The organism is Nocardia vinacea NBRC 16497, assembly GCF_000308835.1.
In the GTDB taxonomy this organism is placed as follows: Bacteria; Actinomycetota; Actinomycetes; order Mycobacteriales; family Mycobacteriaceae; genus Nocardia; species Nocardia vinacea.
Window position 1 is genome coordinate 1 of sequence record NZ_BAGN01000025.1, and the last position, 26,953, is coordinate 26,953.

The following is a 26,953-nucleotide window of genomic DNA, read 5'->3' on the forward strand; positions in this document are numbered from 1 at the left end:
GATCGCCGGACTGGTTGCCTGTTATCTCGGCCTGAATGTCAAAGGTGGTCCCAAGAGTGTCGGTGATGCGGTGAATCAGACCGTTGTCTTCGCCTTTATGGCCCTGTTCGTGGTGAATGTCGTGGTCACCGCTGTCGGTATCAAGTTCGCGGTGCGGTGAGGCGATGGCGTTCGTAATCCAATCCCGCTTCCCGCGTACCGTGCGGCGAGTGCGTCGCTTTTCGAACTCGCTCGATTCGCTGGGTAAACATGCGGTGTTCTATGCGCAGACAATCGGTTCCATCCCGCGCGCACTGATCTACTATCGCACCGAGACCATTCGTTTGATCGCCGAAATCAGCATGGGCACAGGCGCTTTGGCGGTTATCGGCGGCACCGTCGTCATCGTCGGATTTCTCACGCTGTTCACCGGCGGCACCATCGCGGTACAGGGTTACAGTTCGCTCGGCAATATCGGCGTCGAGGCGCTGACGGGCTTCTTCGCGGCATTCATCAATGTGCGCATCGCGGCGCCGGTGATCTCCGGAATCGGTTTGGCCGCAACCATCGGCGCGGGTTCGACCGCGCAGCTCGGTGCCATGCGGGTGGCCGAGGAGATCGACGCACTGGAGTCCATGGCGATCCGGCCTGTGCCGTATCTGGTCGGCACCCGGGTGCTCGCGGGCATGATCGCGATCGTGCCGCTGTACGCGCTCGCGGTGATCTGCTCGTTCATCGCCAGCCGATTCGCCACCGTGGTCATCTACGGGCAGTCGGCCGGCGTCTACGACCACTACTTCTCCACCTTCCTGATCCCCAGCGACATCCTCTGGTCCTTCGCCCAGGCGATCTTCATGGCCTTGGCGGTCATGATGATTCACACCTACTACGGCTACAACGCCGCGGGCGGACCGGTCGGCGTCGGGATCGCGGTCGGCAACGCGGTACGGGCCTCGCTGGTCGCGGTGGTCACGGTGACACTGCTGATCTCGCTGGCCATCTACGGCACCTCCGGCAACTTCCATCTCTCCGGGTAGAGCGGTATGGCAACGAAGCAATCGGGAAGCGGCCTCGGCGCGGCACTGCGCGGCGGGCTCGGGCTCAAGCTCGCCGGGCTCGGCATGGTGATCGCGCTGGTCGCGGTCGTGTCCGTCGCGATGGTCATGTTCTTCGGCGGATTCACCAAGACGGTGACCGTCACGGTGGACGCACCGCGCAGCGGCTTGGTGCTCGATCCCGACGCCAAGGTGAAGATCCGCGGCGTGGAGATCGGTCGGGTCTCGGAGATCAAGCAGACCGCCGACGGTGCGAAGCTGACGCTGGCGATGGATCCCGAACTGCTGAAAATGGTTCCGTCCAATGCGACCGTGGATATCAAGTCCACCACGGTATTCGGCGCCAAGTACATCAATTTCACTGCGCCGGACCAGGCTTCGTCGACCCCGCTGAAGCCGGGATCGACCGTGACGGCCGAATCGGTGACCGTCGAATTCAATACGCTGTTCCAGCATCTGACCGATGTGCTGCAGAAGATCGAGCCGGAAAAGCTCAATGCCACACTGTCGGCGCTGGGCACCGCGCTGCAGGGGCGCGGCGAGAAGCTCGGTGATCTGCTCGCCCGCAGCGATGCCTACCTGCGCGACATCAATCCGAGTCTGCCTGCACTGCGAAGGGATCTGGTCTCCTCGACCGGTGTCACCAATCTGTATGCCGACACCGTGCCGGATCTGCTGCGCACCACCGATAACGCGACCGTGACGGCCAGAACGCTCGTCGAGGAGCAGGAGAACGTCGATGCGATGCTGGCCAACCTCATCGGACTGGCCGATACCACCGGCTCGGTGCTGCACGAGAACGAACAACCGCTGGTGACGGCGCTGGATCTGCTGCGTCCGACCACCCAGCTGCTCAACGACTACAAGCCCGCGCTGTACTGCCTGGTCGTCGGCCTGGCCAATGTGCTCCCGATCGGTGAGGACATCTTCGGCGGACGGTTCGACGCGGTGCCGCTCAATGCGAGTTTCATGCCGGGCGCCGATGCCTACCAGTACCCGGAGGATCTGCCGAAGGTGAATGCCACCGGCGGGCCGCACTGTGAGGGTGTGCTGGACCGGGTGCCGGACAGCCACGCGAACTTCGTGGTCACCGATACCTCACAGGGTCACGTGTGGACGCCGTCGACGACGACACATCTGAACGGGCCCAAGGTGTTCCAGCTGCTGTTCGCCGGATTGCCGGGGGTGGGGCAGCTGTGAAACCACACGCGACAACAGTCAAGCTGACGATCTTTACGCTGGTGATGGCGCTGGTATTGGCCGGACTGGTGGTGGTGTTCAGCCAGATGCGCTTCGCCAGGGAGACCGGCTATCACGCGGTCTTCACCAACTCCTCCGGCATGCTGGACGGTGCGAAGGTTCGAATCGCCGGTGTGCCGGTGGGTTCGGTGACCGGGGTGCATGTCGGCAAGGACAACCTCGCCCACGTCGATTTCGATGTGGACAGCAAGTACCGGCTCTACACCAGCACCAAGGCGACCATCCGCTACGAAAACCTGGTCGGGGACCGGTATCTCGAACTGCTGGAGGGGCCGGGCACCGCGAAGGTGATGTCCAAGGGCAGCACCATCGGCCTCGATCGCACCTCGCCCGCACTCGATCTGGATATGTTGCTCGGTGGCTTCAAACCGCTGCTGCGCGGCCTCGATCCGGCTCAGGTCAATGATCTGACCGAGGCACTGCTGCAGGTTTTCCAGGGCCAGGGTGGCACGCTTGTCGCGCTGCTGAACAGTTCCGGATCGTTCGCCAAAACCCTCGCCGATCGAGATGCGTTGATCGGCAGCGTGATCGAGAATCTGAAGACCGTGCTCGCCACGATCGATGACCGCGATCAGCAGTTCGCCACCACACTCGAGGAATTGCAGCGGCTGGTCAGCGGTTTGGCCGCCGATAAGGATCCGATCGGTGCCGCCCTGCCGCGAATCGCCGGTGCGACAGGGGATCTGACCGAACTGCTGCAGCAGGCCCGGCCGGATCTGAAGACCACCATCGAGCAGACCGGCACCGTCGCCGCGACTCTCGACGACGGCTCCGACACCGTCCAGTGGGTGCTCGATCGGCTGCCCGAAACCTACAAGAAGCTGGTCCGGATCGGTTCCTACGGGTCGTTCCTGAATATGTACGTGTGCGGCACGAACTTCATTGTCGACGGGCCGGACGGCAAGCCGATGCACATCACCCTGCCCGGTATGCAGACGACGGGAAGGTGTGCGAAGAGCCGATGAAGGAAACTCGATCACGCGCGGTCTCGCTCGGCATCATCGGCATTGTCGTCGCGACCACGGTCGCACTGTCCGCACTGCAGGTCGACCGGCTGCCGTTCATTCGCTCCGGCGCGACCTACGCCGCGTACTTCGCCGATGCGGGCGGACTGGTTCCCGGTGACAATGTGCAGGTCGCTGGTGTGCGCTCGGGACGCGTCGAGCAGGTGAAGCTGGACGGTGCGAAGGTCTACGTCCGGTTCACGCTGGACGAGGGAATCGTGCTGGGCAATAAGACGAGTGCCGCCATCAAGACCAATACGGTGCTCGGCCGCAAATCGCTCGAGGTGACCCCGGCGGGCAGCGGTTCGACCCGGACGAACGACACGATTCCGCTGGACCGCACCACCTCGCCGTATTCGCTCACCGACGCGCTCGGCGATCTGACGAATACCGTCAAGGGCCTGGACATGGACCAGGTCAACCGGACGCTGGACGCGCTGTCCACGACCTTCGCCGATACGCCGGCCCCGCTGCGGTCGGCACTCGACGGCGTCACCCAACTCTCGCGCAGCCTGAATGCCAGGGACAAGGCGCTGACCGAGTTGCTCGGCCGGGCGCAGAACGTCACGAAGGTGCTCGCCGATCGCAGCAATCAGATCAACGCGCTGCTGGTCGACGGCAATGACCTGCTCGGCGAATTGGATCGGCGGCGCGGCGCGCTCAGTCAGTTGATCGTGTACATCAACGGGCTGGCCCAACAGCTGACCGGCCTCGTCAACGACAACGAGGCGCAGCTGAAACCCACACTGGACCGGCTGAATTCGGTGCTCGCACTGCTGCAATCCAATAAAGACAACCTGTCGAAGGCACTAGATGGACTCGGTCCGTTCTCGGCCGCGCTCGGTGAGCAGGTCGGCAGCGGTCCGTACTTCCAGGCGTATGTCTCGAACGCGACCACGCGCGGCCTGCAGATCCTGGTCGACGCGCTGGTCTGGCCGCAGCATGTGCCGGACTCCTTCCGCGCATATCTGACCGACCCCGCGTTGCCGTCGATCGAGCCCGCGATTCAGGAGCCGCCGCGATGAATGCATTGCGCACTGTTCGTTCGGCACCGCGATGGGTGCGGGCGCTCGCGCTGGTCGTCATCGCCGCCCTGGTGATCGCCGGCGGGTGGTCACTGATATCGCGGATCGGAAAGACCTCGATCACCGCGTATTTCCCGTCCACGACCGGCCTGTACGCCGGTGACGAGGTGCGCGTGCTCGGGGTCGAGGTCGGCCGGATCGACTCCATCGATCCCGGTAAGGACCAGGTCCGGGTCGCGATGACACTCGATCGCGGCATCGAGATCCCCGCGGACGCCAAGGCGGTCATCATTTCGCCGTCGCTGGTGTCGGCGCGATTCATCCAGTTGGCCCCGGCCTACACCGGCGGGCCGAAAATGCACGACGGCAGCGTGATTCCGATCGAGCACACCGCGGTTCCGGTCGAATGGGATGACATCAAGGCCGAATTGTCCAAGCTGGCAACGACATTGGGTCCGGTTGGCGACGATAAGCAGGGCTCGTTCGGGCGGTTCGTGAATACCGCCGCCGACAATCTCGGCAATGGTAATGCGGAGGCGTTGCGCGATACCCTGCGCGAGCTGTCGCACACGCTGAGTACGTTGTCGGACGGGCGCACCGATCTGTTCGGCACCATCCGCAATCTGCAGCAGTTCGTGGATGTGCTGTCCAAGAGCAACGATCAGATCGTGCAGTTCGGCGGCCGGCTCGCCTCGGTCTCATCGGTGCTCGCGAATGTTTCCGGTGATCTCGGTGCCGGACTGGACAATCTCGACATCGCCGTCGGTGATGTGCAGCGGTTCATCCAAGAGCGCGGCGGGGCGCTGACCGAGGGTGTGCAGCGGTTGGCCGAGGTCACCCAGATCCTCGCGGATAAGCGGCCCCAACTCGAGCAGGTATTGCATGCCGGGCCGACGTCGCTGGCGAACTTCTATCAGATCTATGACCCGGCCCAGGGCAGTCTCACCGGTGCCGTCGTCGCGCCGAACTTCGCCAACCCGTTCGCCTTCCTCTGCGGCGCGGTCGAGGCGAACGATGCGAACGGTTCCGATCAGAGCGCCGCCCTGTGCCGCCAGTATCTGGCACCGGTCATCCAGCAGCTCATGATGAATTACCCACCGCTGCTCGCCAATCCGGCCTCCAACCAGACCGCGTTCCCGCACCAGCTCGTCTACAGTCCGCCGAGTTTGGCCGCGCGCGGGCCGAGTGATTCGGTGCCGCAATCGGATCCGGTCGCGGTGCCGAACGGTATTGCCGGGCTGGCCATTCCGGGAGGAGGGCGATGATGCGCATGCGAATGGCCGGTGCGGCAATCGGATTGGCCGTCGTGCTCGGAGTCAGCGGCTGCGAATGGGACGGGCTCAATTCGCTGCCCCTGCCCGGTACGGCCGGAAGTGACAACGGCTACGAAGTCAAAATCCAGATGCCCAATGTCACCACGCTGACCCGTAATTCGCCGGTCCGTGTGAACGACGTGACGGTCGGCACGGTGTCGAAGATCGAGGTCGAGGGTTGGCACGCGCTGGTCACCGTCTCGTTGAACAACGATGTGAAGCTGCCCGCCAATGCGACCGCCCGAATCGGGCAGACCAGCCTGCTCGGCAGCAATCATCTGGAGCTCGCCGCGCCGAAAGATGTTCCGGCACAGGGTGAGCTGAAGAACGGCGATCTGATCCCGCTGGATCGGGCCGGTGTCTATCCGACCACCGAGCAGACCCTGTCATCGCTGTCGGTGGTGCTCAACGGTGGCGGCATCAGTCAGCTCGAAACCATTACCCACGAGCTCAATGCCGCATTCAACGGTCGCGAGGATGCGATACGGGATCTGCTGCCGCAGCTGACCGAGCTGACCACCACACTGGATTCCCAGACCAAAGACATCATCGATGCGATGGGCGGACTTGACCGGTTCGCAGGCACGCTGGCCAAGCAGAAGGATCGGGTGGCCGCGGCGATCGAACAGATCCATCCGGCGCTCACCGTGCTCGCCGATCGGCGCGAGGACATCACGCATACCCTCACCGCCCTCGGTGATCTGAGCGATGTGGTGCAGCGGATCATCGCGCAGGGTGGGGACAATCTGAAGGCGAATCTGGCGAATCTGGCACCCGTGCTGGAAACGCTGGCCAGCACCGGGAACAGCCTGGTCGAGGTCCTGAAGCTGATCTTCACCTTCCCGTTCCCGATGAAGAACCTCGATCACGCGGTCAAGGGCGATTACATGAACCTGATCATGACCGTCGATATCACGGGCAAGCGGTTGGATTCGAACTTCCTCACCGGCACGCCGCTCGGCGGTCGGTTCGGCGGGGTCGAGGGTGCACTCGGCGGTCTGGCCGGGACGGCGGAGGGCAATAGCAATCCGGCGACGGCACCGCTGCAGTCACCGGGCGCGACTCCGGCTCCGACGCCGAGTATCCCTGGGCTGCCGCCGATTCCGGGTCTGCCCGCGATTCCCGGCCTCACCGTTCCGCCCGCCGGGCAGGAAGGTGCGGGCCGATGAAACTCACGCGATTCGTCCGGATCCAGTTGGCCATCTTCTCGGTGCTGACGGTGATCGGCTTGGTGGTCATGGGCGGTACCTATGTGGGTCTGCCCGCCATGTTCGGTATCGGCCGCTATGAGGTGACGGTAAAGCTGTTGGCCACCGGCGGGCTGTATCCCACGGCCAATGTCGCCTACCGCGGCACGAATGTCGGCAAGGTGGAAGAGGTTCGGCTCACCCCAACGGGTGTGGACGCGAAGCTGTCTATCAATAGCGATTACAAGATTCCGTCCGATGTCGACGCGTGGGTGCGCAGCGTCTCGGCCATCGGTGAACAGTACGTCGATCTGGTGCCCGTCGCGAATGCCAAGGGCGGCAACCTTTCCGACGGTTCGGTGATTGCGGTGGATCGCACCAGGCTGCCCGAGGATATCGGCACCGTGCTCGATCGCTCCGATCGTCTGCTGTCCAGCATCGCCGATACCAAGCTCCGGCAGGTGATCGACGATGCGTTCAAGGCCTTCAACGGAGCCGGACCCGATCTGCAGAAGTTCATCGATTCCGCATCGCTGCTGGTGCAGGAGGCCCAGGCGAATGCCGAGCCGACCAAAGATCTGCTGGAAAAGATCGGGCCGCTGCTGGATACGCAGAATCAGTCCGATGCGGCGATCCGGTCGTGGACCCAGGACCTGGCGACGGTCACCGACCAACTGCGCGCCCATGATCCGGCGCTGCGGAACGTCATCGAGAAGACGCCCGGCGCGGCACAGCAGGTGAGTTCGCTGTTCCAGGACCTGCGTCCGACCCTGCCGATCCTGCTGTCGAATCTGGTCAGCGTGGGGCAGGTCGCGGTGACCTATCACTCGGGTCTGGAACAGATCCTCGTGATTTATCCGCCGCTGACCGCCGCGTTCTTGACGGTCATCCGCGGCCCCGTCGAATACGGTGCCGTGGTGGACTTCCACCTGGAACTCAACGATCCGCCCGGCTGCACCACCGGCTTCCTCACGCCGGAACAGCGCCGCTCGCCCGCCCAGCTCGACACCCCGGATACGCCGCCCGGGCTCTACTGCAAGGTGGCGCAGAACGCCAAGGAAGCCGTGCGCGGTATCCGCAATACGCCGTGCATGGAGGTGCCGGGTAAGCGGGCGCCATCGCCGGAGCTGTGCCGCGACCCGAACGGCTATGTGCCCGAAGGCAATAACCCGGCGTTCGGTCCGCCGCAGCCGGTGACACCGTCGGGTGACCCGATCGGCGATCAGGGCTCGACCCACCCGGCGGCACACAGTACGACATTGGATCCCGGCAGTGGGACGTTCATGGGACCGGACGGACGCACGTACCGTCAGGGGGATATCGGAAAGGACGGATCCGGCACGATACCGTCGAGTTGGCAGGCGATGCTTCAGGAGCAGCAGCAATGAGTGAATCCAGTGTGGTCAAGGCCCGGCCAAGGCGACGGGCGGTGCGTTCGGCGGGCCCGCCGCCGGAGGACACCCTCCCGCTCGAGACCGAAGGTGTCGAGCTGACCAAGGCCGTCGATGTCACCGTCAAGGTGACGAAGTCGGATTCGGACAGTCCGAGCGATGATGCCGAACCCGTGACCACGCTGGAGATACCCAGCGTCGCGGATGTCGTCGATGACGCTCCGAAGTCCGGCCCGCCGCGCTGGGTGCTCATCGCAGGTGCCGCCGCGGCCGTGGTCGTCGCGATCGCGCTGGTGATCGGCACCGGATTCTTCGCCTACAACCTGCACACCGCATCCGACCGCGATGCGCGGCGCGCGGACTACGTGCAGACCGCCAAGCAGGCGATTCTCAATCTCACCACCATCAAGGACGACACCGCCAAGGCCGATATCGACCGCGTCCTCGCGGTGGCCTCAGGCGAACTCAAGGCCGAATACTCGCAGCGCAAGGACGCCTACGCGAGCGTGGTCGAACAGGCCAAGGTGAAGGCCACCGGTGAGATCATCGAATCCGCCATCGAGAGCGAGGACGGCGATTCGGCACGCGTGCTGGTCGCTGCCAAGCAGACCCTGACCAATGCGGGTATGGCGGATCCGCAGACGCGGTACTACCGATTCCGGGTCACCGTCACCCGCGGCGAAAACGGGATCACCGCCTCACAAGTGGAGTTCGTGGCATGAGTCGGCGTCTGATTCTGGTGGCGTCCGCGGTCGCCCTCGTCATCGTCGCGCTGGCGGCCGTCTGCGGCGTCACCGGATACAAATACTGGAACGACCGCAAGAGCGAACAGGCCCGCACCCAGGCGGTTCCGGCGGCACAGCGCACCGTCGAGGCGATGTTCACCTACAACTTCAAAACGGTGGACGCCGAATTGCCAAAGGCCGCCGACAATCTCGGCGGCAGCTTCCGCGACGACTACCTGAAACTGATCAAGGAAGCCATCGCCCCCGGCGCCAAGGAGAAGGAACTCAACGTCCAGGCCACCACCCAGGCCACCGGCGTAGTCTCCGCCGAACCCGCCCACGCAGTAGTCCTGCTCTACCTGAACCAGGTAAGCACCGGCAAGGACTCCCCCCAAGCGAACATCAGCACCAGCCGAGTCCGAGTAAGCCTCGACAAGGACAACGGCCGCTGGCTGGTATCCGCAGTAACGCCGATCTAACTAGCCGCAGCCCCTGTCAGGTCGGCTGATCAGGTGGAACTGATGGCGGCATCGAGAAGCCTCCGCCACCAGTTCCACGTGATCGCTCGTCCAGCTCGCCGACAGTGCGGACCTGTTCGTCGGATGGCGTCCGGGGGACGACGCCCCTGCTCTCCAAAGGCTCTGATCGCCGCTTCGTAGCCGTGTACGGCAAGCGCCCGTTCGCCAACCGCACCGGCTGGCAGCGCCGCAGGCCTTGCCCAGTGCAAGACGACTCGAATGGACGAGCGTGCCGTGGTCGACGCGCTCGGCTGGAGCCCCCTGTCAGGATTGAACTGACGACCTTCGCTTTACAAGAGCGGTGCTCTACCACTGAGCTAAGGAGGCGGGTGAAGCGGTTGCCATCATAGCGGGGCGCACCGACGGCGCGACACCGGGTTTCCGGTGCCCGGCGGCGTCTTGGCGATCCTCCGGCGTTGTCGGTGGGTAGCGGTAGCGTCCACAGCGTGAGGCGATGCAAGGGGTGCGCAGCTGCGCTGGTCAAACGGAGTCAGCGGGTCTACTGCAGTCTGGGATGCCAGCAGGCAACCCAGCGCAAAGCCTTGACCGAGTTGTGGTTGCATACAGGTGAAGCCCGAGTGCGCGGCCACCAAGGGCATTACCTCCGTGATTACCTGACCGACGCCCAGAGCCGCAGATGCGCGATATGCGGTATTAGGAGCGAATGGTGCGGGCGCCCACTCGCGTTCATCCTTGACCACATTGATGGCGATCCCACTCACAATCGACGGGAGAACCTGCGGCTCATCTGTCCGAACTGCGACTCCCAGCTGCCGACGTACAAGAGCCGGAACCGGGGCAACGGTAGACACTCTCGGCGTGAGAGATACGCCAACGGGCAGTCTTACTAGGCTGAGGACTACTGCGCTGCAGCAAAGTACCAGGTTGCGGCACCACCCTGCTGCAGCTCGTTGAGAGATCGGCGCAGTGTTAGTTACCGCAGGTCAGGACTGGGCGGCGGCCTACCGCGCCGCGTCGTCGGCCATCGCGTCACGCAGGCTCCTGGGCCGCATATCGGTCCAGTTCTTAAGGCGAGTGCTCTACCACTGAGCTAAGGAGGCGGACGGTGTCTTACTCAACAAAACGGTGCCAATCATAACCGGGCACGCCAGCTGCGTGACACCGGCTTTACGGTGTCACGCAGTGACGGTTCAGCGTGGGCCCGGCGCAGTATCGGATACCGCGGGTCAGGACTGGGCGCCCTGACGGGCCGCGTCATCGGCGGCCATGGCGTCACGCAGGCTCTTCGGACGCATATCGGTCCAGTTCTTCTCGACGTACTCCACGCACGCGGCGCGGCTGTCCTCGCCGAAAACGACTCGCCATCCGGCCGGGACCTCCGCAAAGGCCGGCCACAGCGAATGCTGTTCCTCATCGTTGACCAGAACGAAGAAGCGGCCGTCTTCGTCATCGAAGGGGTTGGTGCTCAATTTCACCTCACTGGATACTGGCGCATGTACGGGATCGCCCTTGGCTCGTCCAACGCTGTTCGAGCGCCGGAAGCTCCCCGAGCGTTGTGTCGACCCTAGCAAGGCAGACGTTACGCGTAGGCAGTTACCTCAGGCCGCGAAGAAATCGAGCAGAATCTTGTTCACCGCTTCTGGACGCTCGAGATAGCCGTAATGCCCCGCATCAGGAACTTCCAGGTAGCGCGCGCCCGGGATGACCTCGGCAACCTCCCTGGACAGATACGGCGGAATCATCCGATCGTCGGCGAATCCGATGGCCAGGCACGGCACCTTGATGCCGCGGTAGGCCTGCACCCGGTCGAAATCGTGGTCCATCCGGCGTTGGGCGCGGATACCGGGCGTCACCGCACCACCGGTGAATTCGAACAGATCGAGCCAGTCGCGGGCGGCGTTCGGGTCGGCCATGGTCGCGGGCGACATATTCATCACCGCGGTCACCGCGGCCTCATACTTCGCGGGCAACGTGACCCCGCTGGCGTCGAGTTCGTGCTCACCGAGCGAGAGCGTCTTCTGGAACTGGTCGAGGCGACCGTGCCCGGCCATGAATACGGCCTTGCGTACCAGCTCCGGACGCGCCAGCGCGAGTTCCTGCGCCACCCGCGCGCCCATCGAGGTGCCGACCACCAATGCGGGACCCTCATCGAGTAGTTCGATGAGTCCGGCGGTATCGCCGACCAGCTGATCGATGGTCATACCGTCGGCCGCCTCATAGGACGGTTTGATGCCGCGATTGTCGAATGTGCAGACCCGATATCCGGCCTTGACCAGCGCCGGGACCTGATGCAACTCCCAGACCCGGCCCGGGCTGCCGGTGCCCATGATCATGACGACCAGCGGACCCGCGCCCTTCGCCTCCGTGCCCTTGGTGCGGTCGCCCTTGACCTGGTAGTTGAGTGAAATTCCGTTCACCGTGGCCAGCGGCATATCGACCCTTTCGTGGAGTTGGTGCTGCGTTCCCACGGTATAGGGCTTCGGTCTTCGGCGAGCAGGCGAAGGGTATGTCGCCGAACGTGTCCGAGGTCACCCGGATCCAGGTGCGGCGTATCGCCGTGGTGGGCAGATACCATTGACTATTCGCACGTACGAGCGTACTGAGCCGGGAGGACAAGAAGATGGCCGCGAAGAGCAGCGCGAACGACATCGCGGACGACGATCTGGAACCACTCGCCGACGAGACCGCCCGTCAGGCTCAGCGAGTTGTCGCCGCCTACGCGGAGGACGCGGACGAATGCCGGATGCTGCTGTCCATGCTGGGCATCGGGCCTAACTCTCGGGGCGAATAACCACCGCGACGTCAACGGGGCCGTCGACTATTCACAACTTCAAAGCCGAAAAGCGACACGCAAAGGATGCGTGAGTGGACCAGATGACCCAACAGCCGTCCGAGGACTCCGAACACGCCTTTCTAGAGCCCCCATCCGAACCCGACACCACGGTGGTCCCGTCCGCCCTGGCCGAGATGAGCGGGGCTGGTTCCGGCTTCGTCGTCGTCGCCAATCGGCTGCCGGTCGACCTGGAGAAACTGCCCGACGGTTCCACCCGTTGGAAGCGCAGTCCGGGCGGTTTGGTGACCGCACTGGAACCAGTGCTCCGCAACAACAAGGGGGCGTGGGTCGGCTGGGCCGGCGTTCCCGATGTCGATATCGATCCGATCATCCAGGACGGCCTCGAACTGCATCCGGTGCCGTTGTCCGCGGACGAAGTCTCCGAGTATTACGAGGGCTTCTCCAACGGCACGCTGTGGCCGCTGTACCACGATGTGATCGTGCGCCCGGTCTACGACCGGGCCTGGTGGGCCGCCTATGTCACGGTGAACCGGCGCTTCGCCGAGGCCACCGCGAAGGTCGCGGCCGAGGGCGCGACCGTTTGGGTGCAGGACTACCAACTGCAGTTGGTGCCGAAGATGCTGCGCATGCTGCGGCCCGATCTCACCATCGGATTCTTCCTGCACATTCCGTTCCCGCCGGTCGAGCTGTTCATGCAGATGCCGTGGCGAACCGAAATCATCGAGGGTCTGCTCGGCGCCGACCTGATCGGCTTTCACCTGCCGGGCGGCGCGCAGAACTTCCTCTACCTGGCTCGCAGGTTGGCAGGCCAGCCCACCTCGCGCGGCACCGTCGGTGTGCGGTCCAAGCTCGGCGTGGTGCAGGTGGGCTTCCGTACGGTCCGGGTCGGCGCGTTCCCGATTTCGATCGCCTCGGCCGAACTCGACGAGCATTCGCGCCGCCGCTCGGTCCGCGAACGGGCCGCGAAAATCCGTGCCGAACTCGGCAATCCGAAAAATATCCTGCTCGGCGTCGACCGCTTGGACTACACCAAAGGCATCGATATCCGCCTGGCCGCGCTGGAGGAATTGCTGCTGGAGAACAGGCTGGATCCGGCCGATACTGTCATGGTGCAGCTGGCCACCCCCAGCCGTGAGCGGGTGGAGAGCTATATCCAGATGCGCGGCGATATCGAGCGCCAGGTCGGCCGGATCAACGGTGAATTCGCCAGGGTCGGCTATCCGGTCGTGCACTATCTGCACCGCCCGATCCCGCGCGACGAACTCGTCGCCTTCTTCGTGGCCGCCGACGTCATGCTGGTGACGCCGCTGCGGGACGGGATGAACCTGGTCGCCAAGGAGTACGTCGCCAGTCACAGTGGTCTCAACGGGGCGTTGGTGTTGAGCGAATTCACCGGCGCCGCAGCCGAATTGCGTCAGGCGTATCTGTGCAATCCGCACGACCTGAACAGTGTGAAGGATGCCATCATCTCCGCACTGGAAGACGACCGCGATACGCGTCGCCGCCGAATGCGCTCCCTGCGCCGTCAGGTGCTCGCGCACGATGTGGACCGCTGGGCGCGGGCGTTCCTGGAGGCGCTGGCTCAGGACCAGGTCGCGGGCAGCGCGCTGCTCACCGACGACGATGTGTACCCGGAGTCGCGAGCTCCCCACCGCTGACGCAACTACGACGGGGCGAGTTTTGAGCGAAAAGTTCGCGGCCCGTCTCGCGTTCGTGCCGAAGGCGCGGCCATCGAGCTCTGCCGAGTCGTCGGAGCGCTTGCGCCGCAGGCGTGAGCCTCTGGCGCGTGCGTCAGGTGCCGAACGCCGTGCGGTCGGTGACCGCGACGGAGCGAGTTTTGTCAGTGAGGAGTTCGGGGTCTGCGTCGCGTTCGTGCCGAAGGCGCGGCCATCGAGCTCTGCCGGGTCGTCGAAGCCGTATGTGTCGTAGGTGTGAGCCTCCGGCGTGGATGAGGTGCCGAACGTGGTGCGGTCGGTGACCGCGACGGAGCGAGTCTTACGAGCCACCGTTCGCGGCCCGTCTCGCGTCCGAGTCGTCGAAGCGCATGCGACGAAGTCGTGAGTCTCGACGGCTCGGACGCGAGACACCCGGGGGCCGCGAACACGCCGCGCCGCAGGCGCGGCAAATCAGACAGAGCACTCACAGGAATCACCCAGCAAAGGTCCAGACAGTTCCCAGTCGATTGCCGGACTATGAAGCAATGAGTGGTGCGCCTGCGGAGTCCACGCCCGAGGCCAGGGTGCTGGTGGTGGACGACGAACCCATGATCGTGGAGCTCCTGTCGGTGAGCCTGCGCTATCAGGGGTTCGCGGTCGATACTGCTATCGACGGGGCGCAGGCGCTGGACAAGGCGCGCACCTTCCGACCGCAGGCGCTGATCGTCGATGTGATGATGCCGGGTATGGACGGCTTCGGGCTGCTGCGCCGACTGCGCGCCGACGGCATCGACGCACCGGTGCTGTTCCTGACCGCACGTGACGATGTCCAGGACAAGGTCGCCGGACTCACCCTCGGCGCCGACGACTACATCACCAAACCGTTCAGCCTCGAGGAAGTGGTGGCTCGGCTGCGAGTTGTCCTGCGCCGCTTCGGTCATGCCGCGCCGCAGCGCGAGAGTTCGCGAATCCGGTTCGAGGACATCGAACTCGACGACGATACGCACGAGGTGTGGAAGGCGGGGGAGCCGGTTGCGTTGTCGCCCACCGAATTCACCCTGCTGCGGTATTTCATGGTCAATGCCGGAACGGTGTTGAGCAAGCCGCGCATCTTGGATCATGTGTGGCGCTACGACTTCGGGGGCGAGGTCGGTGTGGTCGAAACGTATGTCTCGTATCTGCGTAAGAAGGTCGACACCGGCGATCAGCGCCTGATTCACACTCTGCGCGGCGTCGGATACGTAATGCGCGCGCCGAATCGGACGCGCCAGTCCGAGAAATGATCATCTCCCGGATCACACAGACCCGTCGCAAACTGGCACGCGCTTCTTCGGCGATTCCGCTGCGGGTGACGCTGGTGCTCGCACTCGTGCTGCTTTCCGCGCTCGGACTGTTCGCATCCGGCATGGTCGTCACCTCGGCGCTGGAGAATTCGCTGTTGCACCGCACCGATCAGCAGCTTCGCGATGCGGTGATGGCATGGTCGCGGCCGCGGCCGCCGACTCCTTCGAATCCGTCGCATCCGTCCAGCACCTTCTTCGTCCACATCGAGCCGACGCCGGGCGGCAACGGCTCCGTCTATCTCGAGACCAGGCCGTTCAATGAGGAAGCCGAGCCGGAGCTGCCGCGACTGCCCGAGATCCGGCCGACCACGGATCCGCCGGGCAGCAAGGTACTCACCAGACCGGTAACCGTCGGCTCCAAGAACGGTTCGACGGTCAAATGGCGGACCATGACGGCGGTGTCACCCGATACGACGACAACGGTCGCGATACCGCTCACCGAGAACATCGACACGGTCAATCGACTGATCATGTTGCAGCTCATGGTCGGTGCCGCGGTGCTCGCCGCGCTGGCGGTGCTCGCCTACTTCGTGATCCGACGCAGTCTGCGGCCGTTGCGCGCGGTCGAGAAGACCGCCGCCACCATCGCCGCCGGTGACCTGCATCGCCGAGTTCCAGTGCGCGGCACCAATACCGAGGTCGATCGGCTGTCCCAATCGCTCAACGGCATGCTGGCCCAGATCCAACGGGCCTTCGCCGCGACCGAAGCCTCCGAATCGGCGGCCCGGCGCTCCGAGGCGAAGATGCGCCGCTTCGTCGCCGACGCGAGCCATGAACTGCGCACCCCGCTCACCACCATCAGCGGCTTCGCCGAACTGTATCGACAAGGCGCGACCGCGGATCCGGCCATGTTCATGGACCGCATCGAACACGAGGCCCAGCGCATGGGGCTGTTGGTCGAGGACCTGTTGATGCTGGCCCGATTGGATGCACAGCGTCCGCTGGAACTGGGTCCGGTCGACCTGCTCGCCATCGCCAGCGACGCCGTGCACAATGCCCGCGCCGTCACAGCGGCCAATGGCGACGAGGGTCCCCGCCGCTCGGTCGAACTGGAAATCCGTTCGGGCACAGGAACATTGGAAGTGACCGGTGACGAGGCGCGGCTGCGTCAGATACTGGCCAACCTGCTGAACAACGCACTCACGCACACACCCCCGGACGCCGACGTCAAGGTCCGGCTGACCCCTACCGACGACGAGGTCCTGCTGGAGGTCGCCGACACCGGTCAGGGCTTGCCGCCCGAGGAGGCCGAGCGCATCTTCGAACGCTTCTACCGCACCGACACCTCCCGCACCCGCGCCAGCGGCGGCACCGGCCTCGGCCTCTCCATCGTCCAAGCCCTGGTCGACGCACACAACGGCACAGTGAGCGTGGAGAGCGCCGAGGGCGAAGGCACCACCTTCACCGTCCGCCTGCCCCGCGAAAATCGCTGAGCGACCGCACTGCTGTGGCACCCGCGGGAGCACTCGCCTTGGTAGACGAAAGGTCGTCAGTTCGACGGTGTGGCACCGTCCTTGGTGAGGTCGCTCGAGCGGGTCAGCCCTCCCGGCCCGTCCGTGGCTTGATCTGCTCGGCCGCGACCAAGGCATCCCACGCCGCTGCCTTGCGCGCGCAGTCGGCCACTCGGCAACCCCGATGCCGCTGCATGGTGCGCCGCGCTTCCGGCACGCCGAGGGGATGGTCGGGCGCATCGTGCGGGAATCCGATCGGCCGGACAGCCGTCTCCATCTCGCTCAACTCTCGGGTTACTCGCTGCTCGATCTCGTTGACCGACCGCCCTTCGGAGGTGTCCGACATCGGCCAGATGACCACCGCGATGACGACGGCCAAGGGCAATCCGATCACGACGACATATCCGAGCACGATCCATCCGCCGCTCATCGGATCTCGGTGTCTTCGACCGACACCGGCGCTATGTCGATCGACGCGCGCATCGCCGCTGCGATCGCCGAAATCACGTCGGTATCGGGTTCGGCGAACTCGACTTCCCACCCCTCGTCATCGATCAGTGCCCAGGATCCATCGTCGCGCTGGAGATAGCGGTACCCCTCGTCGTCATCCGCGGCGATCGCAAGCTTGCGGAGATCTTCGTCATCGAATCGCGCCGGGAGATCCATCTCTTGCCCCCTTCAGCTGTCTGTTGGTGTGCACCCGCCGACGGGGTGCCGATGAGGGCACGGCATCGACCCGGCGGCGGGGCTGAAAAACACGCTAGGCGTGCATAGTTGGGGCCGACAGGCATACGGTGTTGACAACGTGTTTGCTGGTCAGCCGACGCCGGAGGGGCAGGGATGGAGTCAGGCTCGATGCTGCGCGCCGCACGTGAGGCGGCGGGGGTTGGGCTGCGCGAAATCGCCCGGCGAACTCACTACAGCGCGTCCTATCTGTCGCTGATCGAGTCCGGTAAACGTGCTGTGCCCGCCGCTGTCGTCGCTGCGTACGAGTCCGCATTGGGCGAATCGGCAGACGGGGAGCGTGCAGGCGCGGAATGGATTCGGCGTGTGGCCGCATCGGATGTCGGTGATGAGACCCTCGACCGCTTAGAACTGGCTGTCGATGATCTGGCGTCGGCATACTCGACCACTCCGCCTGATGCGCTTCTGACCGATATCCGGCAGCATCTCGGCTACGCCGCACGCTTGATGGATGGCAAGAAGACCTTGATCCAACATCGGCGTCTTCTGGTCGCAGCCGGTTGGTTGTCCTTGCTGGCGGGTACCTGCCATATCGACCTGGGTGAACTGTCGGCAGCAGCGGCACGGCTGCGGGTGGCCCGCGATATCGCCGACGAAGCGAACCACCCAGAGATATCGGCGTGGGTCCTGGAGACGCGCGCATGGCAACAGCTCATCAATGGCGAGTTCGCGGTAGCCGCTGAACTGTCGCGCGTCGCGCAGAATATCGCCTCGGCGGACAGCTCGGCCTATATCCAAGCGACCGCACAGGAGGGGCGGGCGTTGTCGCGGCTCGGGGACAGCCGGGGCACATACGGGGCATTGCGCAAGGTCGCGAGGCTCGTGTCCGGGATGCGCATGCCCGATCGACCCGAACACCATTTCCGCTATGACCCCGCGAAGTCCGATGCGTACGTGGCCACGACGTTGTCATGGATCGGTGATCCCGCCGCCGAAGCTTATGCGCGGAATGTCCTCACCGATCTCGCTGGCGCTGCGTCCGTCCGGCCGCGTCGAATCGCTACGGCGAATATAGATCTGGGCTTGGCCCTGGTAGCGGCCGGCAAGCCGGATGAGGCGGCAGATGTCACGCTCACGGCCGTGACTTCCGGCCGACTGGTCCCGTCCAACTATTGGCGCGTCGCCGAGGTGGTCTCCGGAATCGAAGGCCGAGACGCGCCGGATGCGGCGACCGTCCGCGAGGCGTTCCGCGACACCTATACGGCCTAGGTCGACTCACCCGGCGCATCGAAGCGACGCCTGATCAATCGGGAACGTTGGCTCCGTAGCCCAGGTCGCGCAGGGCGGTCTTGATTTTGGTTTGGGCTTCGTCCAGGGATTCGGGGGTGGGGTGGGGGTTGGCGCCGGAGATGTCGAAGTTGCCCATGGTGAAGGCCGGGAAGACGTGGACGTGCAGGTGGGGGACTTCCAGGCCGGCGATGAGCAGGCCGGCGCGTGGGGCGTCCCAGGCGTGGCGGACCGCCTGGCCGATCTTCTGCGCGACACCGTTGAGCCGCGCGAAGGTATCGGCGTCGACGTCCTGCCACTGATCGATCTCCTTGCGGGGGACCACCAGCGTGTGCCCTTGCGTCACCGGGGCGATGGTGAGGAATGCGACGAATTCGTCGTCCTCCCAGACGAATCGGCCCGGCAGCTGGCCCTCGATGATCGCGCTGAAAACAGAAGCCATGCACCGCAGGCTACGCCGAGAGCTTCCGATCGGTCGTTCGGGTGTTGACCTCGCCAAAAAACTGTGTCTATCATACACATATTAGTTTCCGCCGGACACAGTTTAGGAACAACATGATCACCATCGCCCTTGCCGCGACAGCCGCCGCCCCCGCGGGCTTGCTCACCCACCGTCAGCTGCGTCGCCGCAGCAATGCTCATGCGCTCCGGATCGATACGCCGAACGGCATCTCGGAGGCGGGCTTCGTCACCATCGGTGGCATCGAGCAGTGGATCGAGATCCGCGGCGAGGATCGGGCCAACCCGGTGCTGCTGGAATTGCACGGCGGCCCCGGCGCCTCGAACACTTACTTCGCCAATCGAACTCGGACGTGGGAAAAGCACTTCACGATCGTTCGGTGGGATATGCGCGGCGCGGGAAAGACTTTCGGTCGCGGTGCACAGGGCGAGATGACCTTCGACCGGCTCTACACCGACGCACTCGAGGTCACCGACCACGTACGCGACCGGCTGCTCGCCGACAAGGTGGTATTGCTGGCTGCCTCCTTCGGCTCGGTGCTCGGACTTCGCCTGGCCCGCAACCACCCCGAGCTGTACTCGGCATACGTGGGCACCGATCAGAACATCACCGGCGGCGAACCCGACCGCACCGCCTTCTTCGCGGTTGTACAACGGTTGCGCAAAGCCGGAAAGCGCACCGCCGCAGCGAAGTTGGAGGAAATGGGGCCGGATGCTACGCGGTGGACCGCCGTCCAGTGGGGCCTGCACGCAAAACTGGCGACCAGCTCGGATCCCATGCTCACCGGAATCCTGAAGAAGCTGATCGTGCCGTCGATGTGGTTCTCGCCGCGGCATCGACTGCGCGATCTGAAGGCGGCTGCGGACGGTATGAAGTTCTCCGAACAGGTCGGCGTCGAATCCGTGCACTTCGACGCCTGGCGCGACGGCACGCGATTCGAGTTGCCGTTCTTCATCTTTCAGGGCGAACACGACAGCCTGATGCCTGCGGCAAGGGCGCGCCGCTACTTCGACGATGTCGAGGCGCCGCACAAGGAGTTCGCGCTCATCGCGGACGCCAACCACTTCGCGGCGTTCTGGCAGCCCGAGCAATTCCTCGAACTGCTGCTGACCCGGGTCCGGCCGGTGGTCACCAGCGGGCTCAGGCCATGTGCTCAGGCGACGTAGTGCGAAAGGATGCCCTGCACTTCGTAGATGTCGACCTGGCGGTTGAACCGTTTCTGCACCGGTTCGTGGGTGCCGGAGATCCAGATGCAGAGTTCGGCATCCAGGTCGAAGGTGCCCGCGGTCTCCACCGTGAAGTGGGTGATGGCGCGGTAGGGGATGCTGTGATAACTCACCTTGCGGCCGGTGACACCCTGCTTGTCGACCAGGATGAGACGCTTGTTGGTGAACAGAATCGCATCGCGGACAAGAAGATACGCGGCGTAGACCTGTTCACCGCCGCCCATCAGTCTCGCGTATTCCTCTTGCGCCTTACCGGGATCTATCCGCCCGGCATTGCCCATCAGTCCGTCGATCAGACCCATAGTCAGCACGTCCTTTGCGCGATGGAGGTCGGCTGTCGCGCCCCCTCCCATCAATCATCCACACGACGACCGCTGGGGGCCGAGAACGTGACGACTGATTTCGTGAGTACATGGGTAACTCGTCGGGCACGTCCAAGAATGGGCCGGCGACTCGACCGCTGGTCCGCGGACGAAGTTAAGGTGTACCCAACGACCGGCAAAAGTTCCGGGGAGGCGGGGGAGCCACTATTGGCGACAACCTAAGCTGTTGCCCGTGCGCGTACTCGTCATCGGTTCCGGAGCCCGTGAACATGCCCTCGTCCTGGCCCTGCGCCGGGACCCCGCGGTGACCGCGCTGTTCGCGGCGCCGGGCAACGCTGGGATCGCCCAGTACGCGCAGGTCAGAGCAGTCGATCAGTCCTCCGCGGAGGCAGTTGTCGCCCTGGCTACCGACTTGGACGCGGACCTGGTGGTGATCGGCCCCGAGGTGCCGCTGGTGCTCGGCGTCGCCGATGCGGTCCGGGCCGCGGGCATCGCGTGCTTCGGTCCGTCCGCCGCGGCCGCGCGCATCGAGGGTTCGAAGGCGTTCGCGAAGGACGTCATGACGGCCGCCGGGGTCCGCACCGCGCACAGCGAGATTGTGGACAACCCCGCTGAACTCGATGCCGCACTCGACCGGTTCGGCCCGACCTGGGTGGTCAAAGACGACGGTCTGGCCGCGGGCAAGGGCGTGGTGGTGACCGCCGACCGGCTTGCGGCCCGCGACCACGGCGCCGAACTGCTCGAGCAGGGCCATCCGGTGCTGCTGGAATCCTTCCTGGACGGACCAGAGGTTTCGCTGTTCTGCCTGGTCGACGGCGAGACCGTGGTGCCGCTGCTGCCCGCGCAGGATCACAAGCGCGTCGGCGACGGTGACACCGGGCCGAATACCGGCGGTATGGGTGCGTACACGCCGCTGCCGTGGTTGCCGGAGGAGACGGTCACCGCGATCGTCGATGATGTCGTAAAGCCCGTCGCGGCGGAGTTGGTGCGGCGTGGCTGTGGCTTCTCCGGACTGCTCTACGCGGGTCTGGCGATCGGTGCGGACGGACCCGCCGTCGTCGAATTCAATTGTCGCTTCGGCGATCCGGAGACCCAGGCGGTGCTCGCGCTGCTGGAGAGTCCGCTCGGTGAATTGCTGAATGCCACGGCGACCGGCACGCTGGCCGAGGTCGCCGCGCCGCGTTGGCGGGACGGTTCGGCCGTCACGGTCGTGATCGCCGCCGAGAACTATCCGGGTCGCCCCCGCGTCGGTGATGTGATCACCGGAGCGGGCGAGGGCAATGCCGACGACTCGTCCGCCGTGCTGCATGCGGGAACCGGGTTGCGCGAGGACGGAGCCCTGGTTTCAGCGGGCGGTCGTGTGCTGAGTGTCGTCGGCATCGGTGCGGATCTGGCCGAGGCTCGCGCACACGCCTACGACCGAATTGCCTCGATCAAGTTGCCGGGCAGCCACTTTCGCACCGATATCGGCCTCGCCGCCGTCGAGGACCGCATTTCGGTCTGACGGGACAAACCGGCACTAGCGACCATCAGGGAGCGAGTCTTATAAGCGACCCGTTCGCGGCCCGTCTCGCGCCTGAGTCGTCGAAGCGCATGCGCCGCAGGCGTAAGGGCTCGACCGTCCGGCGCGTGTGCACCGGTGGCCGAGCGATCCACCATCGGTGACCCGAACGGAGCGAGTCTTACGAGCGACCCGTTCGCGGCCCGTCTCGCGTCCGAGTCGTCGAAGCGCATGCGACGAAGTCGCGAGTCTCGACGGCTCGGACGCGAGACACCCGGGGGCCGCGAACACGCCGCGCCGCAGGCGCGGCCAAAGACTCAGCCGAACGTGAGTCCGTGCACCGCCAACCACTGCTGCGGGTCGACGTGCTGTCCGTTGACGATCACCTCGAAGTGCAGATGTGGCCCCGTGGAGTCACCGCGGTTACCCATGCGGGCAATCTGCATACCCGCCGGGACGCGCTCGCCGACCGAGACGAAGAAGTCGTACATATGGCCGTAGACGGTGATGCTGCCGTCATCGTGCCGGATCCGCACCCATAGTCCGAACCCCTGCGCGGGTCCCGCATCGATGACGGTGCCGCTGGCGACGGCATAGATCGGTGTGCCGATCGGCCCCGCGATATCGATGCCGTTGTGGAAAGTGCCCCAGCGCGAACCGAATCCGGAGGTGAAGGTGCCGCGGGCCGGCAAAACCATGCCGGTGATGCCGGGCAGCACCGAACCCGTCGTGACCGGCGCGCTGCCCGCCATCCACGGCTGATACTCACCGGACACGGCCGCGGCCGCCTCGGCCTTGGCACGTTCCAGTGTTGCGCGGGCCGCCGCCGCAACCACCTCCTGCTCACGGATGCGCTCACCGTTGGCGATGGCATTCAGATAGCGCTTCACCGACGGCGGTGTCGACTGCATCTGCTGTGGATAGGCGAAGGCGACGCGTTGCGCTTCGTTCGGGCCGGGCGTGCGATCGGTGACGCCCCAGGTGGACGCGGAATCAGCGGCCGCGAATACGGCTGTGACGCAGACTCCCGCGATCAGGATCCGGTGCTTGCGCAATAACGCGCGATAGTCGGGTTTGGGCCGGTCCTCCCACAGCGCGCGCAGGTCGGGCGGTGGTTGCCGACGTAGCCAGAGCAGGCCGTCCTTGCACTCGCCGAGCACCTCACGCGCCCGCACGCGCAACTCGGATTCGCGCCGTTCCCGCAACTTGGCACGCCAATCGGGGGGTATGACACCGATGCCACCCACCCCGGGTACTCGGTCCAGCCGCGCACGGCGAGCCTTGTCAAGCATTAACGCCGACCATAACCCGTGCCGCATCCCGCGCACATGACGAAACACGCGGTCGGTCGTATTTCGGTACCGGTCGACTTCGGCAAAAGCCGAGGATCGGCGCACACCCGACGCGCGGCACGGTCTACCGTACGTCGAGTGTCCAGAGAATCTCGCCGGTCGACCATTCCACCTTTCTACGTGATGGATGTCTGGAAAGCTGCCGCGGAACGGGCCAGGACGCACGGCGATGTGCTGGTGCTGGCGGCCGGGCAGCCCTCGACGCCCGCACCCGCCCCGGTGCTGCGCGCGACGAAGACGGCAATTGATTCCGAATTGCTCGGTTACACAGAGACATTCGGCATTCTGCCGCTGCGCGAGGCGATCGCCGAACACCACCGCGATACCTACGGATACGCCGTCGAACCCGATGACGTCGTGGTGACGACCGGCTCCTCCGGCGCGTTCACCCTCATCTTCCTGGCCGCATTCGACGCTGGGGACACCGTCGTGGTGGCCAGGCCCGGATATCCTGCCTATCGCAACTCCCTCACCGCGCTGGGCTGTCGCGTCATCGAACTCGATTGCGGTGCGGCGACCCGATTCCAGCCGACGGTCGCCATGCTGGAGGCGCTCCCGGAACCGCCCGCGGGCCTGATCGTGGCCAGTCCGGCCAACCCGACCGGCACCATGATCGATCCGGACGAGCTCGCCGCGCTGGCCCGCTGGTGCGATGCGCACGGCACCCTGCTGATCTCCGACGAGATCTACCACGGCATCACCTACCAGGGCGTCAGCGGCGGTCGGACGTCATCGGCCTGGGAGACCTCGCGCGAATCCGTGGTCATCGGTTCGGTCTCGAAGTACTTCTCGATGACCGGCTGGCGGCTCGGCTGGATGCTGGCGCCGAGCGGATTGCGACCCGCACTGCAGCGACTCGCATCCAATATGACCGTGTGTCCGCCCGCGGTCTCGCAGTTCGCGGCGTTGCATGCGTTCGGCGCCGAGGCCAAGGAGGAACTCGACGGTCACGTCCGGCGCTACGCGGTGAATCGGCAACTGCTGCTGGAGGGGCTGCCGAAGCTCGGCATCACCGATCTGGCTCCGGCCGACGGCGCCTTCTACGCCTATGCCGATATCGGCCATCTCACCGACGATTCCCGGACGTGGTGCACCGAGGTGCTCGACCACACCGGAGTCGCCCTGGCCCCCGGTATCGACTTCGATACCGCGGCGGGGCACCGGACGGTACGGTTCTCTTTCGCCGGAGCTACTGCGGACATCGAGGCGGCACTCGTTCGGCTGGGTCACTATCTGCGTGGTTGATCATGCTGTCCGACAACGAGTTTGCACAGTTCGGCACCATGAACGCGCAGATGCGGTAAAACAACGATGGCTGGGTTTTCACTCTCTGGGTTTCCTCTGATTTCGCACGGATGAACTGATGATGACTGGCACGATGGCACGGTGATAACCGCGACGACCCCGAAAGGCGAACGGCGTCGCCAGGCTTTGGTAGCGGCCGCCGCCGAGTTGTTACTCGAAGGCGGATTCGATGCGGTGCGGCATCGCTCGGTCGCGACGCGCGCCGACCTTCCGCTGGCGTCGACGACGTACTACTTCGAGTCGCTCGATGATCTGATCGCGCGAGCGGTCGAATTCAGCGGCAATGCGGAGCTGGACGCGATGCGGCGTCGAGTCGGCGAGGTGAGCCACCGCAGACGTGGCGCGGAGGCGACCGTCGACTTGGTGTTGGACCTGCTGGTGGGGTCGGACGGAAACGACGAGGGCGCACGTGGGCAGCTCATCGCGCGCTATGAGCGTTCGGTGGCCTCGGCGCGCCATCCGGAACTGCGGGAAGTGCAGCTCCGACTAAGGGCGCAGCTGGACGAATTGCTCGCCGATGTGCTGCGCCGCTCCGATCGGGCGGTTCGGGCGGAGCAGTTGCGCAGGATGGTCGCGGTGGTCGACGGGGCCGTGGTGGCGGCACTGAGCGAAATGGACCCGGAGCCAAGGCGAATGGCGCGCGGTGCGTTGCTCGAGGTCATCGATATCGTCGCGCCCGCGACGCCGCAGCAGGTCGACAGGTTCCGGACACTAGACTGACAAGACGTGACCCTTGTCCCGAACGTTCTTGCCACCCGATACGCCAGCCCCGAGTTGGTGCATCTCTGGTCGCCCGAGAACAAGATCGTGCTCGAGCGACGGCTGTGGCTGGAGGTGTTGCGGGCGCAGTCCGATCTCGGCATCGATCTGCCCGCTGGCGTCATCGACGATTACGAGCGGGTCATCGATCAGGTGGATCTCGCCTCGATCGCCGAGCGTGAGCGGGTCACCCGCCACGACGTGAAGGCGCGCATCGAGGAATTCAATGCGCTGGCCGGGCATGAGCATGTGCACAAGGGCATGACCAGCCGCGATCTCACCGAGAATGTGGAGCAGCTGCAGATCCGGCTCTCGCTCGAGCATGTGCACGCGCACGGTGTCGCGGTCGCGGCACGGTTGGCCGAGCGGGCCGCCGAGTACCACACGCTGGTGATGGCGGGTCGTTCGCACAATGTCGCCGCCCAGGCCACCACGCTGGGCAAGCGGTTCGCCTCCGCCGCCGACGAGCTGTTGATCGCGCTGACCCGCCTGCGGGAGCTCATCGACCGCTACCCGCTGCGCGGTATCAAGGGCCCGATGGGCACCGCGCAGGACATGCTCGATCTGCTCGGCGGCGATTCGGCCAAGCTTGCGACGCTGGAGCAGCAGGTCGCGCGGCATCTCGGCTTCGCGAATGTGCTGACCAGTGTCGGCCAGGTGTATCCGCGCTCGCTCGATCACGACGTACTGTCGGCGCTCGTGCAGGTCGGTGCGGGTCCGTCGTCGTTCGCGCACACCATTCGGTTGATGGCGGGCCACGAGCTGGTCACCGAGGGCTTCCAGCCCGGCCAGGTCGGCAGTTCCGCCATGCCGCACAAGATGAACACCCGCTCCTGCGAGCGCGTCAACGGGCTGCAGGTGGTGCTGCGCGGTTACGCCTCGATGGCCGCCGAACTCGCTGGCGCGCAATGGAATGAGGGCGATGTCTTCTGCTCGGTGGTGCGCCGTGTCGCGCTGCCGGACGCCTTCTTCGCCATCGACGGCATGATCGAAACCTTCCTCACCGTGCTCACCGAATTCGGTGCCTACCCGGCCGTCATCTCCCGCGAACTCGACCGCTACCTGCCCTTCCTGGCCACCACCCGCATGCTCATCGCGGCCGTGCGCGCCGGGGTGGGCCGCGAAACCGCCCACGAGGTAATCAAGGAACACGCGGTAGCCGTCGCCCTCGCCATGCGCGAACAGGGCCGCGAACCCGACCTGCTGGACCGCCTGGCCGCCGACTCCCGCTTCCCCTTGGACCGCGCCGAATTGGATGCCGCCCTGGCCGACAAGTCCGCCTTCATCGGCGCGGCCGAAGCCCAGGTTTCCGATGTGGTGGCCGCCGTCCAAAAGCTCGTGGACCAGTACCCCGACGCCGCCCGCTACACCCCGTCGCCGATCCTCTAGCCGACC

28 protein-coding genes and 1 tRNA gene are annotated in these 26,953 nt (G+C 65.1%); 21 read left to right on the top strand and 8 right to left on the bottom strand.

What is annotated here, in order from left to right; translation table 11 throughout:
• The 10 genes from ON44_RS03435 to ON44_RS03480 all read left to right on the top strand — a co-directional run.
• Positions 1-160, top strand: a 160-nt coding sequence (locus ON44_RS03435) for an ABC transporter permease (protein ID WP_040686322.1), incomplete at its 5' end; no start/stop codon positions are given.
• Between the two features lie 4 nt (positions 161-164).
• Positions 165-1,016, top strand: coding sequence for an MlaE family ABC transporter permease (locus ON44_RS03440; RefSeq protein ID WP_040686323.1), 852 nt, complete (start codon positions 165-167; stop codon positions 1,014-1,016).
• Positions 1,017-1,022: 6 nt separating this feature from the next.
• On the top strand, positions 1,023-2,234 hold the full coding sequence (locus ON44_RS03445) for an MCE family protein (RefSeq protein ID WP_051181450.1): 1,212 nt from the start codon (positions 1,023-1,025) through the stop codon (positions 2,232-2,234).
• Positions 2,231-3,259, top strand: a complete 1,029-nt coding sequence (locus ON44_RS03450; protein ID WP_040686324.1) for an MCE family protein — start codon at positions 2,231-2,233, stop codon at positions 3,257-3,259. Before ON44_RS03445 ends, ON44_RS03450 begins: the two co-directional genes overlap by 4 nt.
• Entirely contained in the window at positions 3,256-4,323 is a 1,068-nt protein-coding gene (locus ON44_RS03455; RefSeq protein ID WP_040686325.1) for an MCE family protein, read from the top strand. Before ON44_RS03450 ends, ON44_RS03455 begins: the two co-directional genes overlap by 4 nt.
• A complete protein-coding gene (locus ON44_RS03460; protein WP_040686326.1) occupies positions 4,320-5,588 on the top strand; it encodes an MCE family protein in 1,269 nt (422 codons plus the stop codon). Before ON44_RS03455 ends, ON44_RS03460 begins: the two co-directional genes overlap by 4 nt.
• Positions 5,585-6,805 (top strand): MCE family protein, encoded by a 1,221-nt coding sequence (locus tag ON44_RS03465; RefSeq protein WP_040686327.1) that lies wholly within the window; start codon positions 5,585-5,587, stop codon positions 6,803-6,805. The genes ON44_RS03460 and ON44_RS03465 overlap by 4 nt, the downstream gene beginning before the upstream one ends.
• Positions 6,802-8,211: an MCE family protein gene (locus tag ON44_RS03470; RefSeq protein ID WP_040686328.1), complete on the top strand. Its 1,410-nt coding sequence runs from the start codon at positions 6,802-6,804 to the stop codon at positions 8,209-8,211. Before ON44_RS03465 ends, ON44_RS03470 begins: the two co-directional genes overlap by 4 nt.
• A complete protein-coding gene (locus ON44_RS03475) occupies positions 8,208-8,936 on the top strand; it encodes an Rv1363c family protein (protein ID WP_051181452.1) in 729 nt (242 codons plus the stop codon). Before ON44_RS03470 ends, ON44_RS03475 begins: the two co-directional genes overlap by 4 nt.
• On the top strand, positions 8,933-9,418 hold the full coding sequence (locus ON44_RS03480) for an Rv1363c family protein (protein ID WP_040686329.1): 486 nt from the start codon (positions 8,933-8,935) through the stop codon (positions 9,416-9,418). Before ON44_RS03475 ends, ON44_RS03480 begins: the two co-directional genes overlap by 4 nt.
• Positions 9,419-9,709: 291 nt before the next feature.
• Here the strand turns inward: ON44_RS03480 and ON44_RS03485 are convergent.
• Positions 9,710-9,784 (bottom strand) — tRNA-Thr (locus tag ON44_RS03485).
• 119 nt (positions 9,785-9,903) lie between these two features.
• Between ON44_RS03485 and ON44_RS47980 the strand changes: the two genes are divergently transcribed.
• Positions 9,904-10,308: an HNH endonuclease family protein gene (locus ON44_RS47980; protein ID WP_083897631.1), complete on the top strand. Its 405-nt coding sequence runs from the start codon at positions 9,904-9,906 to the stop codon at positions 10,306-10,308.
• 336 nt (positions 10,309-10,644) lie between these two features.
• On the opposite strand, the gene ON44_RS03490 is transcribed toward ON44_RS47980, so the two are convergent.
• The gene (locus ON44_RS03490; RefSeq protein ID WP_011207082.1) at positions 10,645-10,887 is read right to left on the bottom strand and encodes an MbtH family protein; all 243 of its coding nucleotides are present in this window, start codon (positions 10,885-10,887) and stop codon (positions 10,645-10,647) included.
• Between the two features lie 129 nt (positions 10,888-11,016).
• Complete coding sequence (locus ON44_RS03495; RefSeq protein ID WP_040686330.1) at positions 11,017-11,850, bottom strand: alpha/beta fold hydrolase; 834 nt, start codon at positions 11,848-11,850, stop codon at positions 11,017-11,019.
• Positions 11,851-12,038: 188 nt separating this feature from the next.
• Between ON44_RS03495 and ON44_RS51250 the strand changes: the two genes are divergently transcribed.
• From ON44_RS51250 to ON44_RS03510, 4 genes are all read left to right on the top strand, one after another.
• Positions 12,039-12,209: a hypothetical protein gene (locus ON44_RS51250; protein ID WP_169338030.1), complete on the top strand. Its 171-nt coding sequence runs from the start codon at positions 12,039-12,041 to the stop codon at positions 12,207-12,209.
• A gap of 176 nt (positions 12,210-12,385) precedes the next feature.
• Positions 12,386-13,870: an alpha,alpha-trehalose-phosphate synthase (UDP-forming) gene (locus ON44_RS03500; RefSeq protein ID WP_157187043.1), complete on the top strand. Its 1,485-nt coding sequence runs from the start codon at positions 12,386-12,388 to the stop codon at positions 13,868-13,870.
• Positions 13,871-14,412: 542 nt separating this feature from the next.
• Positions 14,413-15,150 (top strand): response regulator transcription factor, encoded by a 738-nt coding sequence (locus ON44_RS03505; RefSeq protein ID WP_040686331.1) that lies wholly within the window; start codon positions 14,413-14,415, stop codon positions 15,148-15,150.
• The gene (locus ON44_RS03510) at positions 15,147-16,643 is read left to right on the top strand and encodes a sensor histidine kinase (RefSeq protein ID WP_169338031.1); all 1,497 of its coding nucleotides are present in this window, start codon (positions 15,147-15,149) and stop codon (positions 16,641-16,643) included. Before ON44_RS03505 ends, ON44_RS03510 begins: the two co-directional genes overlap by 4 nt.
• A 103-nt stretch (positions 16,644-16,746) precedes the next feature.
• Here ON44_RS03510 and ON44_RS03515 read toward each other — a convergent pair whose 3' ends face one another.
• Both ON44_RS03515 and ON44_RS03520 read right to left on the bottom strand, forming a co-directional pair.
• Positions 16,747-17,091: a hypothetical protein gene (locus tag ON44_RS03515; RefSeq protein ID WP_040686332.1), complete on the bottom strand. Its 345-nt coding sequence runs from the start codon at positions 17,089-17,091 to the stop codon at positions 16,747-16,749.
• A complete protein-coding gene (locus ON44_RS03520) occupies positions 17,088-17,327 on the bottom strand; it encodes a hypothetical protein (protein WP_040686333.1) in 240 nt (79 codons plus the stop codon). The genes ON44_RS03515 and ON44_RS03520 overlap by 4 nt, the downstream gene beginning before the upstream one ends.
• Positions 17,328-17,501: 174 nt before the next feature.
• Between ON44_RS03520 and ON44_RS03525 the strand changes: the two genes are divergently transcribed.
• Positions 17,502-18,614, top strand: coding sequence for a helix-turn-helix domain-containing protein (locus ON44_RS03525; protein WP_040686334.1), 1,113 nt, complete (start codon positions 17,502-17,504; stop codon positions 18,612-18,614).
• 34 nt (positions 18,615-18,648) lie between these two features.
• On the opposite strand, the gene ON44_RS03530 is transcribed toward ON44_RS03525, so the two are convergent.
• On the bottom strand, positions 18,649-19,074 hold the full coding sequence (locus ON44_RS03530; protein WP_040686335.1) for an HIT family protein: 426 nt from the start codon (positions 19,072-19,074) through the stop codon (positions 18,649-18,651).
• Positions 19,075-19,187: 113 nt separating this feature from the next.
• Here ON44_RS03530 and ON44_RS03535 point away from each other — a divergent pair, with 113 nt between their 5' ends.
• The gene (locus tag ON44_RS03535; RefSeq protein WP_040686336.1) at positions 19,188-20,258 is read left to right on the top strand and encodes an alpha/beta fold hydrolase; all 1,071 of its coding nucleotides are present in this window, start codon (positions 19,188-19,190) and stop codon (positions 20,256-20,258) included.
• On the opposite strand, the gene ON44_RS03540 is transcribed toward ON44_RS03535, so the two are convergent.
• Positions 20,246-20,620 (bottom strand): PH domain-containing protein, encoded by a 375-nt coding sequence (locus ON44_RS03540; RefSeq protein WP_040686337.1) that lies wholly within the window; start codon positions 20,618-20,620, stop codon positions 20,246-20,248. The genes ON44_RS03535 and ON44_RS03540 overlap by 13 nt on opposite strands.
• Before the next feature lie 253 nt (positions 20,621-20,873).
• Here ON44_RS03540 and purD point away from each other — a divergent pair, with 253 nt between their 5' ends.
• On the top strand, positions 20,874-22,145 hold the full coding sequence (gene purD, locus ON44_RS03545) for a phosphoribosylamine--glycine ligase (RefSeq protein ID WP_040686338.1): 1,272 nt from the start codon (positions 20,874-20,876) through the stop codon (positions 22,143-22,145).
• 314 nt (positions 22,146-22,459) lie between these two features.
• On the opposite strand, the gene ON44_RS03550 is transcribed toward purD, so the two are convergent.
• Positions 22,460-23,434, bottom strand: coding sequence for a M23 family metallopeptidase (locus ON44_RS03550; RefSeq protein ID WP_040686339.1), 975 nt, complete (start codon positions 23,432-23,434; stop codon positions 22,460-22,462).
• A 138-nt stretch (positions 23,435-23,572) separates the two neighbouring features.
• On the opposite strand from ON44_RS03550, the gene ON44_RS03555 reads away from it, so the two are divergent.
• The 3 genes from ON44_RS03555 to purB all read left to right on the top strand — a co-directional run bounded on the left by ON44_RS03555 (position 23,573) and on the right by purB (position 26,947).
• Positions 23,573-24,739, top strand: coding sequence for a pyridoxal phosphate-dependent aminotransferase (locus ON44_RS03555; RefSeq protein WP_218007515.1), 1,167 nt, complete (start codon positions 23,573-23,575; stop codon positions 24,737-24,739).
• Positions 24,740-24,880: 141 nt separating this feature from the next.
• Positions 24,881-25,519, top strand: a complete 639-nt coding sequence (locus ON44_RS03560) for a TetR/AcrR family transcriptional regulator (protein ID WP_040686341.1) — start codon at positions 24,881-24,883, stop codon at positions 25,517-25,519.
• Between the two features lie 6 nt (positions 25,520-25,525).
• Positions 25,526-26,947, top strand: coding sequence for an adenylosuccinate lyase (gene purB / locus ON44_RS03565; protein ID WP_040686342.1), 1,422 nt, complete (start codon positions 25,526-25,528; stop codon positions 26,945-26,947).
• The last annotated feature ends 6 nt before the right edge of the window (positions 26,948-26,953 follow it).